We start from the raw sequence: 11,726 nt of genomic DNA on the forward strand, positions 1-11,726 counted from the left end.
CTCCTACACCGTGAAGGTCGAGACGAACAAGACCGTCGGCAGTTCGGTGATCGCCAGTACCAAGACGACGAAGGCCACGGCGACCGCGCGCGCCGTGATCGAGCCGCGTTGCCGCATCGAAGAGGACACACGTCCCACGCCGAGCCCGTCGGCGGACGACGATGACGGCGACACGGATGAGGCCGAGGAGCAGGACCAGCAGCAGGGGAACCACGACGACCTCCAGGGACTCGACTGTCACGGCCCCTGCTGCCCCGGGCCGCGCCGGATATTCGGAGGAATCTTCCGGCCGACCCGGGGCATCCGACCGCCCGCCCGCCCGCGCACGGAGCGTCCCCGGAGCGCTCCCGGAGCGCCCCCCGGGGGGGCGCTTCGACCCGGTGCGACGGGGCAACCGGACGGTACCCACAGGCCCGCGAGCGGAACGGACCGACGAGACCATGAAGATGCCACCGGGACTGCGCGTCGTCACCACCGGCGCCGCCGACGGGATCCGCCGGCGGCTGCTGGTGCCCCCCGACGCCGCCCCGACCGCGCCCGAGGCCGACCCCCCGCCGTCCGCGGCGCCCGGCCGACACCCCGCCCCGACCCGGCGTCCCGGGTTCTCCACCGGCCTGCGGCTGGCGCTCGGCGCGCTCACCGGCTGGTTCCTCTTCCGCCAACTGCTGCGCCTGGAGGAGTTCCTGACCCTGCTGCTGCTCTCCGTCTTCGTCGCGGTGAGCCTGGAACCGGTCGTCGCCGCGCTGTGCCGGCGCCGGCTGCGGCGCGGCTGGGCGGTGGCCGCCGTGCTCGGCGTCTTCCTGCTGCTGGCCGCGGGCTTCCTGCTGCTGGTCGTCCCCCCGGTCGGCCAGGAGGCCGGCGTGCTGGCCCGGCGCGTCCCGCTCTGGCTGGACCAGGTGCACGACCACCACTCGGCGCTCGGCCGGATCGAGGACCGCTTCCACCTCGCCGAACAGGCCAAGAACGCCCTCGGCGGCAGCGGCGGCCCCGGTCTGATGGGCGGGGTGCTGGGCGCCGGACGCCTGCTGCTGGACACCGTCACCTCGATCACCGTGGTCGTCACCGTGACCCTGTACCTGATGGCCGGGATGCCCGACATCAAGGAGTTCTGCTACCGCTTCGTGAAGGGCAGCCACCGCGGCCGGGCCCGCGAGCTCACCGAGGAGATCCTCGCCCGCACCGGGCGCTACATGCTGGGCAACCTGGTCACCTCCGCGATCGCGGGCCTGGCCACCGCGGTGTGGTGCGCCGCCGTCGGCGTGCCCTACGCCGCCGCCCTCGGCGTGTTCGTGGCCCTGATGGACCTGGTGCCGATCGTCGGCTCCACCATCGGCGGCATCGTCGTCAGCCTGGTCGCCCTCGCGGTCTCCTGGCCGGTGGCCCTGGCCACGGCCGGCTTCTACATCGGCTTCCGGCTGCTGGAGGACTACCTGATCATGCCGCGGACGATGAAGTTCGCCGTCGACGTCCACCCCTTCGTCACCGTCGTGGCCGTCCTGGTCGGCGGCGCGCTGCTGGGCATCGTCGGCGCCCTGGTCGCCGTCCCGGCCGCGGTCGCCCTCGGCCTGCTGCTGGACGAGTTCGTCTTCCCCCACCTCGACCACCGCTGACCGACCCGGCCCGGCGGCGGGCGCCGGCGGCGGGTGCCCGGCCGGATCCGAAGAGGGAGGATCAGGCGCGGCCGGGGTGGCGGAAGGCGTTGCGGTAGGCGGCCGGGGTCATGCCGAGGTGGCGGCCCAGGTGCTGGCGGAGGGACTCGCCGGAGCCGAGGCCACTGCGGTCGGCGACCTGGTCGACGGTGAGGTCGGTGGTCTCCAGGAGTTCGCGGGCCCGCAGCAGGCGCTGCTGGAGCAGCCACTGGAAGGGTGTGCTGCCGGTCTCGGCGGCGAAGCGCCGGGTCAGGGTCCGCACGCTGGTGCGGGCCCGGGCGGCGAGCTCGGCGAGGGAGATCGGCCGGTCGAGGTGCTGCAGGGCCCAGACGCGGGCGGCGTCGAGCGGGGAGTCGGTGCGGGCGGGCAGCGGGGTGCTGACGAACTGGGCCTGGCCGCCCTGGCGGACGGGGGTGACGACGGCGGCGCGGGCGGCCGCGTTGGCGACGGCCGCGCCGTGGTCGGAGGCGATCAGGTGCAGGCACAGGTCGAGGCCGGCGGCGGAGCCCGCGCCGGTGACCACCGGGCCGTCCACGGCGAACAGCCGGTCGGCGTCCACCCGGACGGCGGGGAAGGCGCGTTGCAGTTCGTCGGCGAGGCCCCAGTGGGTGGTGGCGGTGCGGCCGTCGAGCAGTCCGGCCTGGGCGAGGACGAAGGCGCCGGTGCAGATCGAGGCGATCCGCTTGCCCGCGGCGGCGGCCTGCCGCAGGGCGTCGAGGGCGGCCGGGTCGGCGTCGTGGCGGCTGGCGGTGGAGGGGACGACCACGGTGTCCGCGGCGGCGACGGCCTCCAGGCCGTGCCGGACGACGACGTCGATGCCGCCGTGTCCGGGCAGCACCCCGGGCACGGGCGTGCAGACCGTGACGGTGTAGCACGGGCGCCCGTCCGAGACCGCGGCGTCGAACAGCACCGAGGGCATGGACAGGTCGAAGGGCTTGACGGGCGGGACGGCCAGGACGGCGACGCGGTGCATGGCTGGATCCTTGGACTCCGTGGCTATCGGGCCACTGACCCTACCCCCGTTCCGCACGGCAGAGTTGGCCGGGCGGAGGGCCCCCGCGACCACGATCCCCACCCGAGCAAGGAGGCACCACCATGGCCGGAGCAGTCGTCATCGGAGCGGGCGCGACCGGGGCCGCGACCGCCAGGCAGCTCGCCGAACGCGGCGAGCAGGTCCGCCTGGTGACCCGCGGGGGCGGCGGGCCGGAGCACCCGGGCATCGAGCGGATCGCCCTGGACGCGGGCCGCACCGGGGAGTTGGCCGAGGTGCTGGCCGGGGCGGACACCGTCTTCAACGCCGCCATGACCGCGTACCACACCTGGCCGCAGACCATGCCGCCGCTGTTCGACTCGATCCTCGCGGCGACCGAGCGGGCCGGGGCCGACTACGTGATGCTCGGCAACCTGTACGGCTACGGGCCGACCGCGGGCCCGGTGACCGAGCGGACCCCGCTGCTGGCCCGCACCCGCAAGGGGCGGGTGCGCGCCGAGCTGTGGCGGCGGGCCGAGCGGGCGCACGCCGAGGGGCGGCTGCGGGTCACCGAGGTGCGGGCCGGGCAGTACCTGGGCGCGGGCGCGTTCTCGCCGTTCGCGCTGCTGGTGGCGCCCCGGGTCCTGGACGGCGAACTTGCCCTGGTGCACGGCAACCCCGACGCGGCGCACTCCTTCTCGTACACCGAGGACGTCGCCGCGGCGCTGGTCGCGGTCGCCCGCGACGACCGGGCCTGGGGGCGGGCCTGGCACGCCCCGGTGATCACCACCACGGTGCGGGCCGCCGCGACCGAACTGGCCGCGCTGCACGGGGCGCCCGAACCGCGCCTGGAGCAGCTCACCGAACGGGAGCTGGCGCTGCTGGCGTTCGGCGACCCGCTGTGGCGGGAGTTCGCGGAGATGGGCTACATGGCGGAGCGGCCGTTCGTGGTGGACGACGGCGAGCTGCGCGCGGCCTTCGGGCTGGAGGCCGCGCCGCTGCGCACGGCACTGGCGGGCTGAGGCTCAGCGGCCCGCCCCGGCCGCCAGCAGTTCGGTGCCGCCCGCCTCCTGCGCCGCCGTCAGCCCGGCCATCCGGGCGGCGTCGGCGGGGGCCGCCGGGGTGAACAGGACGACCAGCGCGGACGGGTCGTCGACCGGGTGGAAGGAGCTGAGGGTGAGGCGGACGGGGTCGAGGCCGGGCGGGGTGGCCCGGACGGTGCGGGCGGTGAGTTCGGCCACCGAGTGGCAGCCCCACCAGTGCCGCAGTTCGGGGGCGTCGCTCTCCAGGCGGCGGTAGAGCTCGTCGGTGCGCGGGTCGGCGAGGGCGGGGCCGGCCTGGGCGCGGAAGTGCTGGAAGACGTTCATCGCCAGCGGCTCCCAGTCGGGCAGGACCTCGCGCAGCCGGTGGTCGACGGCCAGCAGCCACATCAGGTTGCGGCGGTCGGCGGGGACGCGCTCGGGGGAGCCCCACAGCGCGCTCCAGGCGGCGTTCCAGGCCAGCAGGTCGAAGTGCCGGTCGAGCAGGGCGGCGGGGCTGGCGGGCCAGGAGTCGAGGACGGGGCGGACGGCGGCGGCCAGCCGTCCGGCGGCGCTGCGGTCGGTGTCGGCGGGAACGGGCTCGTGGTAGCCGGCCAGCCGCATCGCGTGCCGCAGGCCCGCCGGCTCCAGCCGCAGGGCGCGCGCCACCGCCTCCAGGACCTGCCGGGAGGCGGTGACGCGGCCCTGTTCGAGCCAGGTGTACCAGGCGAGGCCGACGCCGGACAGTGAGGCGACCTCCTCGCGGCGCAGCCCGGGGGTGCGCCGCCGGGCGGTGGCGGTGAGTCCGACGTCGGCGGGCTGGAGGAGTTCGCGGTGGGCGCGCAGGAACGCGCCGAGTTCCTGGCCGGTGGCGGGGGTGGACACGGTGCTCGCTCCTCGTCGCGGGTGGTTCGCTCGGTACGCCAGTTCCAGGTTAGGCCGGGAGCGGGCCGGTTCCGGATCCTGCAACAAACTCCTCACGTTGCGCCAACTCCCAGAGCCGAACGGGCATCTGGCTGACGTGCCCCAGTTCGCCCTGCCGGCGCCAGGCGGCGGCGCCGACGGCCCGGTAGAAGTCGGCGCGGCGCTCCGCGGGGAGGACCTGCGCGTAGTAGTCGCCGAAGGTAGCGGCGTGGAAGTGCTCGTACTGCTCGGCGGAGTCGACGGTGACCACCGCGTCCCGTTCGGCGTGCCCGGCGACGGCCAGGTGCGGGGCGAGGACGCCGAGCAGCTCGTCGACGGTGCGGGTGCGGGTGGCGATCGGCAGCACGCCGTGCGCGGCGAGCAGCGCGGGCACCCGCGCGGCGGGGGTGCCGAGCGCGTCGAGCGCCTCGCGCACCAACTCGTCCTCGCCGCCCAGGCCGTGGGCGTCGCGGGCCGGGTGGTAGGTGGTGAGCAGGAAGCGCCCGCCGGGGGCGAGGTGGGCGGCGACCCAGGCGAAGACCCGGTCCTCGTCGGGGTACAGCCAGTGCAGCACCGAGGTCTGGGTGATCACCTGGGCGCGGTGCGGCAGCGGTTCGGGCGCGGTCAGGTCGGCCCGGTGCAGTTCGGCGCGCGCCCCGTACCGGGCCAGGCGGTGGCCCGCCTCGGCGATCCGGTGCTCGGAGCGCTCCAGGCCGACGGCCAGCCGCAGCGAGGGGAAGCGCTCCAGGGCGCTCTCCAGCAACTGGCCGATGCCGCTGCCGAGGTCGACCAGCACCTCGGGGCTGCCGGTGACCCGGTCCAGCACCCAGTCGCGGTCCCGGACCTGGCGCAGGCGGCTGGCGTCGGCGTACCCGGCGAGGGTGCGGGCCTGGATCTCGACGGCGGACGGGCTCACGCGCGGGCCTCCTGGTCATCGGTGCCGGTGGTGTCAGGGGTGTCAGGGGTGTCAGGGGTGTCGAGCAGGGCGAGCAGCCGGGCTCGGGCCTCGGACTGGTCGTGGCGGTGGTAGACGGTGATCCGGTTGCGGGCCAGGTCGCCGCGGTGGACGTACTCGTAGAGGTCCTGGCGCTGGCCGAAGCCGTCGCCGGTCAGCTCCCAGGCGAGCCGGAACAGCCGGGACTTGCGCTCCACGCCGGTGCCGCGGCCGCGCATGTAGCGTTCCAGGTGCGGGCGCAGCCTCGGGTGGGCGAGGTCGCCGGGGGAGGGCTGCATCAGCAGGCCGGAGGCGCCGATCCGGCGGACGATCTCGACCGCGTCGCCCGCCACCTCGGCCGACCAGACCCGGGAGGCGAAGGTGTCGCCGGGCGCGAACAGGCCGGAGTCGGTGGGCGCGCCGCGGTTCTCGGCGGCGTCCAGGAAGTAGCCGGTCAGTTCGGCGTACCCGGCGAGCCGGCCCAGGTCCTCCTGGACGTTGCGGAACCCGTCGACGCCGATCGCCTCGGCCAGCAGCGTCGCGGTGGCCAGCAGGGTGCGCAGCCGCTCCCGGTAGCGGACGTGGCCGACGTACGCGCTCCAGGCGTTGATCCGGCCCAGGCCCTCGCGGGCCAGCGCGGCGTCGCGCAGCAGGAACACCCGCTCCCACGGCACCAGGACGTCGTCGAAGAACAGCATCGCGTCCTGCTCGTCGTACCGGGCGCCGACCGGGTGCCGGTGGCCCCAGGGGGCGGCGCCGAGCGGCTCGCGGGCCAGCGTGATCAGGCCCGGGGCGTTCAGCGGCAGTGCGAACCAGACCACGAACTTCTCGGCCCGGTCGTCGGTGAACGACGCCGACAGGTACACCAGCACCTCGTGGGCCAGCGGTGCCAGCGTGGTCAACTGCTTGGCGCCGCGCACCACGATGCCGCGCCCGTTCTCCTCCAGCACCCGCAGCGCCAGGTCCGGGTCGTCCAGCGGGCTCGCCGAGCGGTCGATCTGCGGGTCGCCCAGCGCGTGCGACAGCACCAGGTCGTTCTGCGCGCAATGCCGGTACCAGGCTTCGGCGTTGGCGCCGAAGCGCGGGTCGGCGGCGGCCAGCCGGTGCCGGAAGTCGTGCACGCCCACCGCGATCGAGGCCATGAACGCCGGCGAGCGGCCCTGCTGGCCGAGCGCCTGTGCGTGCCAGAACTCGGCGCTGCGCCGCTGGACGCGCAACTCCTCCAGGGTGGTGGGCGGTTGGTAGGCGCGGGCCAGCCGCAGGCCGCTGTCCGGGTCCTTCCAGGTCAGCAGCTCGCGGTGCTCGGGCTCGTGCTGGAGGTCCAGCAGCCGGGCCAACTCGTCGGCGGCGGGCCGGAACGCCGGGTGCGAGGCCGGATCGGCGACGCGCTGCCCGTCCAGGTACAGCTCGCGGCCGTCGTCGAGTTCGGCCCGGTAGCGGTCACCGGTGAGCAGGCCGCGCGGGGCCGGGGACAGCAGGGTCATGCGCCGACTCCTCTGGTGGGGACGGAAGTTGGATTGCCGGACGGGATCTCCGGGCCGAGCAGCCGGTAGCGGGCGGCGTGGTGCAGCAGCGGGCGGCCGCCGTCCGCGCCGACCGCCGTCACCCGGCCGACCAGCAACACGTGGTCACCGACCGGCAGTTCGGCGTGCAGCTCGGCCGCGAACCAGGCCGCCGCCCCGGCCGGAACGGGCCCGCCGGCGGGGTCGGGGCGCACCGGCAGCTCGGCGAACCCGCCGGCCGCCCGGCCCGCGCCCGGGGTCGCGAAGCGCCGGGCCAACGCCCCCTGACGGTCCGTCAGAACGCTGACGGCGAACCGTCCGGAGCCGCGCACGGCCGCCACCAGCGGGCTGCGCGGGGAGAGCGCGACACCGACCAGCGGCGGGTCGAGCGAGAGGGTGGTGAACGAGGAGACCGTCTTGGCGTGCTCCTCGCCGCCCCACCGCGCGGTCAGCACCGCCACCCCGGTCGGCCAGTGCCGGGCGGCGGCCCGCAGCGCGTCCGGCGCCACGGCGGTGCGCGTCGGCGCGCTCACCGCAGCGCCACCCGGTAGGCGCGCAGCCACTCGTCGACCTGTACCAGGTGGTCCAGGCCGCCGACCGGGTTGGGCGCGGTGCGCGGGCCCGGCAGCGGGCGGCCCTCGGCCAGGTGGGCGCGCACCAGCTCCCGGTCGACCAGCTCGAAGACCGGGGCGGCCGGGTCGGCGAGCAGCTCGCGGGCCCGTGCGGTGAGCACCTCGGTGTAGCGGACGGCGGGCGTCGACGGGTAGCCGGACTTCGGGCGGTCGGCGACCTGCGGCGGCAGCAGGTCGCGCACCGCGTCGCGCAGCAGGCCCTTGGCGCGGCCGCCGGGCGACTTCAGCGCCCACGGCACGTTCCACAGGTACTCCACCAGGCGGTGGTCGCAGAACGGCACCCGCACCTCCAGGCCGACCGACATCGACACCCGGTCGACCCGGTCCAGCAGCGGCGGCAGCCAGCGGGTCAGCGCCAGGTGGAAGGTCTCCCGGACCTTCGCCTCCGCCGCGCCCTCCCCGTCCAGCCGGGGCACCGAGGCCAGCGAGGCCCGGTGGGCGGCCGCGGTGTACTCGGCGGGCCGGACCTCGGCGCGCACCTCCGGGCGCAGCAGCGCGGCCGGGGTGGTGCGCCCGTGCAGCCAGGGGAAGGTGCCGGAGGCGAGCGCCGGGGCGTCGTGGAAGTAGGGGTAGCCGCCGAAGACCTCGTCGGCGGCCTCGCCGGACAGTGCGACGGTGGAGCGGCGGCGCACCTCGCGGAACAGCAGGTGCAGCGAGGCGTCCATCTCGCCCCAGCCGGGCCGGTCGCGGGCCCGCAGCACCGCGTCGCGGGCCTCCAGCAGGTCGTCGTCGGGGATCAGCACGCTGGTGTGCACGGTGCCGATGTGCTCGGCGGCGGCCCGCACGAACGGGGCGTCCTGGCCGGTGCGCCAGGCGTCCGGGGCGCGGTCGGCGCTGCCGGGGAAGTCCACCGAGAAACTGGTGATCTTGCCCTGGCCGCGGCGTTCCCGGGCGGCGGCGGCCAGTGCGGTGATCGCCGAGGAGTCGACGCCGCCGGACAGCAGGGTGCACAGCGGGACGTCGCTGACCAGCTGGCGCTCCACCGCGTCGGCCAGCAGCGCCCGCACGTGCGCCCGGGTGGTCGGCTCGTCGTCGGTGTGCGGCGCCGACTCCAGCTGCCAGTACCGCAGTTCGCGCACCGCGTGCCGGGTGGCGAGCACCAGGTGGCCGGGGCGCACCTCGTGCAGGCCGCGGAACAGGCCGTGGCCGGCGCTGGGCGCGGCGGGCAGCGCGAACAGCTCGGCGACCCCCTCGGCGTCCAACTCGGCGGGCAGCAGGGGGTTCGCCAGCACGGCCTTCGGCTCGGAGCCGAACAGTACCCCGCTGGCGTGCCGGTGCCAGTACAGCGGCTTGATGCCCAAGTGGTCGCGCACCAGCAGGAGTTCCTCCCGCCGGACGTCCCACAGCGCGTACCCGAAGATCCCGTTGAACCGGGCCGGCGCCCGGTGCCCCCACTGCAGGTGGGCGCGGAGCACCACCTCGGTGTCCGAGCGGGTCCGGAACACGTGCCCGTGCGCCTCCAACTCGGCACGCAGCTCACGGGAGTTGTACAGCTCGCCGTTGTACGCCAGCACCGCGCGGGCGGCGGGATCGGTGTCCGCGAACGGCTGCACGCCGCCGTCCGGGTCGATCACCGCCAGCCGGGTGTGGCCGAGCGCCGCGTGCCGCGACAGCCACACGCCGTCGGCGTCCGGGCCCCGGCAGGCGAGCGTCCCGGTCATCCGGCGGACCGCGGCGGCGCGCAGCCGCAGGTCGTCCGCCCAGTCCAGCCATCCGGTCACTCCGCACATCAGACCGCCCCCGTTCCCTCGTCGGTGCCCTCGGACCCGGCGCTCGCCTCCCAGTGGCAGCCGTGGCCGGCCGGCCCGGAGTGCAGCCGGTGCGCCGGGCGGAAGCCCTTGGCGCGGATGTTCGCCGACAGCGCGTGCGTGCAGTACGTGCACGGCGAGGCCAGCGTGATCGTCACGCCGCTGCGCCGGGCCTGCTCCCGGTAGTCCCAGATCGCACAGTGCGTGATCGTCAGCCCGGCCCGCTCCCGGCCCGGCGGCCGCTCCTCGTCGAACTCGTAATCGGAGCCGTACAGTTCGGCCTGCCGGGCGATCCGGTGGATCGGGTCCGCCGCGCCCCGGCCGTGGTCCGGCTCGACGGTGCGGTGCACCTCGGCGTTGGACGCCGCCCAGGCCGCCAGCACCCCCTCGCCGTAGCGGCGCACCAGGAAGCGCTCCATCAGCGCCTGGCCGCGGAAGAACAGCCGCTGCCACTGCGCCGAGGGCGCCGACTCCTCCGGCAGGTCGGCGAAGATCTCGCCCTGCAGCGCGAACCACTCCGCCAGTTGCGGCTGGTCGCCCAGCGACACCAGGTACCGGGTCAGCCCGGCCTCCGCCTCGTGCAGCCGCCGGCGCCACAGCGCGGAGCGCTCGGCCTCCGGCATCGACCGGTACGGCGAGCGGCCCCAGTCACCGCCGCCGCCCGCCACCCCCACCGGCAGCACCACCACCCGCCGCCCCGGCCCCGCTCCGTCGACGCCCATCAGGTGCTCTCCCTCCGCAACGGCCCGCAGGTGCTCTGTCACCGCCACGCTAGGGACCGCCCGGCCACCCCCAGAAGCCCCGAACGGCTACCCGCGGGGCGACCTTCGTCGCCCCCGGCGGCGACCCGGGGCACCCCTCAGCCGGGCAGCAGCGGCAGCACCCGGGCGGCGACCGCGTACGGCACGGCGCCCGCCGGGGGCGGGGTGCGGCGGGCGTAGGCGTCGAACAACTCCCGTACGGTGTCGGCCAGTTCGGCGGCCTCGCCGGGGGTGAGGTGCAGGACGGCGGCGAGCGGGTCGGCGCGGTGCGCGACGGGGGCGAGCGGGTCGGCGCGGTGCGCGACGGGGGCGGGGTGTGCGGACGGCTGGTCGGGGGAGCCCCAGCGCAGCCGCCAGGGCCGGGACCGGCCGGCTCGGGTCGGAACCTCCTCGACCAGGCCGTAGCGGGCCAGCTGCCGCAGGTGGAAGGAGCACAGCCCCGAACTGAGCCCCAGCCGGGCGGCGGCCCCGGTGGCGGTCGCGGTGCCCGTCTCGGCCAGCAGGTCCAGCAGGGCCAGGCGCACCGGGTGGTCGGGCAGCGGGCGGCGGACCCGCTCCGGGGTGGGGCGGGCGGTGCCGTCGGCGGGGCCATCGGCGATGCCGTCGGCGGTGCCGGTCGGGTCGGGGCTGTTCGTCTCTTCGGTCACTTTGCAAAGCGTGCTACTTTGCAAAGCCGCTGACAAGCCGTCAGCCGGACGGGCCAGTGAGAGGACACCCCCGATGGCAGCCACCCCGCCGGACCGCCGGGTCCGGGTGCAGGGCGTTCCCGTGGACGCGTACCCGGTGCTCGCCCCCGAGACCGAGCGCGGGGCGGTGCGCCGGATCACCGTCGTCGGCGAGGAGGTCCTGCACCGGCCCTGCCGTCCCGTCACCGAGTTCGGAACCCCCGGACTGGCCCGGCTGATCGACGACATGTTCGCCACCAACCACACCGCGGAGGGCGCCGGGCTCGCCGCCAACCAGGTCGACGTCGACCTGCGGCTGTTCGTCTGGGACATCACCGACGACTGGGGCATCCGGCACGTCGGCCACATCGCCAACCCCGTCCTCGACGAGACCCCCGCCGCCGGCCGCCGCCTCCTGGAGGAACCGGAGGGCTGCCTCTCCGTCCCCGGCCCCTACCGCACCCTCGCCCGCCCCGACCACGCCGTCGTCCGCGGCCGGGACCAGCACGGCGACCCCCTGGTCATCGAGGGCCGCGGCTACTTCGCCCGCTGCCTCCAGCACGAGACCGACCACCTCCACGGCCGCCTCTACCTCGACCGGCTGGCCGCCCGCGACCGCAAGTCCGCCCTGCGGGAGATGGCCGACCGCAGGCAGGAGGCTTTCGACCGGCGGGCTGCCAACGCGGCCCGGTTGGGCAAGTAGCCGGGACAGGGCGGTTCGGGGCGGGGCGGTCGGCCCGTCGCCCGTGGTCGGAGGCCGGAGCTCCGGGGGTGGCTGATCGCGGGCAGGGGCCTTCGGCCGGCGGGCCGACAGTGCTGTCCGGTTGGGCAAGTAGCGTCGTCAGCAGGGAGGTCGACTGCCGGCCCCGGTCGGCTCCGGTTCTTCCGCCGACCGGGGCCGGGTTCGCGCGGTCAGCCGGCCAGGCCGTGGCGGACGGCGTAG

12 protein-coding genes are annotated in these 11,726 nt (G+C 76.0%); 3 read left to right on the forward strand and 9 right to left on the reverse strand.

The annotated features are described in order from the left end of the window. Positions 1-3: 3 nt before the first annotated feature. A complete protein-coding gene (locus ACFUEL_RS24320) occupies positions 4-129 on the reverse strand; it encodes a hypothetical protein (RefSeq protein WP_380238868.1) in 126 nt (41 codons plus the stop codon). Positions 130-440: 311 nt separating this feature from the next. On the opposite strand from ACFUEL_RS24320, the gene ACFUEL_RS24325 reads away from it, so the two are divergent. Then, positions 441-1,610 (forward strand): AI-2E family transporter, encoded by a 1,170-nt coding sequence (locus ACFUEL_RS24325; RefSeq protein WP_380238869.1) that lies wholly within the window; start codon positions 441-443, stop codon positions 1,608-1,610. A gap of 61 nt (positions 1,611-1,671) precedes the next feature. Here ACFUEL_RS24325 and ACFUEL_RS24330 read toward each other — a convergent pair whose 3' ends face one another. Then, on the reverse strand, positions 1,672-2,622 hold the full coding sequence (locus ACFUEL_RS24330) for a GlxA family transcriptional regulator (RefSeq protein WP_380238870.1): 951 nt from the start codon (positions 2,620-2,622) through the stop codon (positions 1,672-1,674). Positions 2,623-2,744: 122 nt separating this feature from the next. Between ACFUEL_RS24330 and ACFUEL_RS24335 the strand changes: the two genes are divergently transcribed. Then, positions 2,745-3,641 (forward strand): NAD-dependent epimerase/dehydratase family protein, encoded by an 897-nt coding sequence (locus ACFUEL_RS24335; protein ID WP_380238871.1) that lies wholly within the window; start codon positions 2,745-2,747, stop codon positions 3,639-3,641. Between the two features lie 3 nt (positions 3,642-3,644). Here ACFUEL_RS24335 and ACFUEL_RS24340 read toward each other — a convergent pair whose 3' ends face one another. The 7 genes from ACFUEL_RS24340 to ACFUEL_RS24370 all read right to left on the reverse strand — a co-directional run bounded on the left by ACFUEL_RS24340 (position 3,645) and on the right by ACFUEL_RS24370 (position 10,717). After that, complete coding sequence (locus ACFUEL_RS24340) at positions 3,645-4,523, reverse strand: helix-turn-helix domain-containing protein (RefSeq protein ID WP_380238872.1); 879 nt, start codon at positions 4,521-4,523, stop codon at positions 3,645-3,647. A gap of 49 nt (positions 4,524-4,572) precedes the next feature. Continuing rightward, complete coding sequence (locus ACFUEL_RS24345; protein ID WP_380238873.1) at positions 4,573-5,457, reverse strand: class I SAM-dependent methyltransferase; 885 nt, start codon at positions 5,455-5,457, stop codon at positions 4,573-4,575. After that, positions 5,454-6,959 (reverse strand): 4-hydroxyphenylacetate 3-hydroxylase N-terminal domain-containing protein, encoded by a 1,506-nt coding sequence (locus tag ACFUEL_RS24350; RefSeq protein ID WP_380238874.1) that lies wholly within the window; start codon positions 6,957-6,959, stop codon positions 5,454-5,456. The genes ACFUEL_RS24345 and ACFUEL_RS24350 overlap by 4 nt, the downstream gene beginning before the upstream one ends. Then, the gene (locus ACFUEL_RS24355; RefSeq protein ID WP_380238875.1) at positions 6,956-7,510 is read right to left on the reverse strand and encodes a flavin reductase family protein; all 555 of its coding nucleotides are present in this window, start codon (positions 7,508-7,510) and stop codon (positions 6,956-6,958) included. The genes ACFUEL_RS24350 and ACFUEL_RS24355 overlap by 4 nt, the downstream gene beginning before the upstream one ends. Continuing rightward, complete coding sequence (gene asnB / locus ACFUEL_RS24360) at positions 7,507-9,339, reverse strand: asparagine synthase (glutamine-hydrolyzing) (RefSeq protein ID WP_380238876.1); 1,833 nt, start codon at positions 9,337-9,339, stop codon at positions 7,507-7,509. Before asnB ends, ACFUEL_RS24355 begins: the two co-directional genes overlap by 4 nt. Beyond that, positions 9,339-10,079 (reverse strand): hypothetical protein, encoded by a 741-nt coding sequence (locus tag ACFUEL_RS24365; protein ID WP_380238877.1) that lies wholly within the window; start codon positions 10,077-10,079, stop codon positions 9,339-9,341. Before ACFUEL_RS24365 ends, asnB begins: the two co-directional genes overlap by 1 nt. A gap of 137 nt (positions 10,080-10,216) precedes the next feature. Further along, entirely contained in the window at positions 10,217-10,717 is a 501-nt protein-coding gene (locus ACFUEL_RS24370; RefSeq protein WP_380238879.1) for a winged helix-turn-helix domain-containing protein, read from the reverse strand. Positions 10,718-10,838: 121 nt separating this feature from the next. Here ACFUEL_RS24370 and def point away from each other — a divergent pair, with 121 nt between their 5' ends. Continuing rightward, a complete protein-coding gene (def, locus tag ACFUEL_RS24375; protein ID WP_380238878.1) occupies positions 10,839-11,486 on the forward strand; it encodes a peptide deformylase in 648 nt (215 codons plus the stop codon). Positions 11,487-11,726 lie beyond the last annotated feature (240 nt).

This window comes from Kitasatospora sp. NPDC057198 (assembly GCF_042670125.1).
In the GTDB taxonomy this organism is placed as follows: domain Bacteria; phylum Actinomycetota; class Actinomycetes; order Streptomycetales; family Streptomycetaceae; genus Kitasatospora.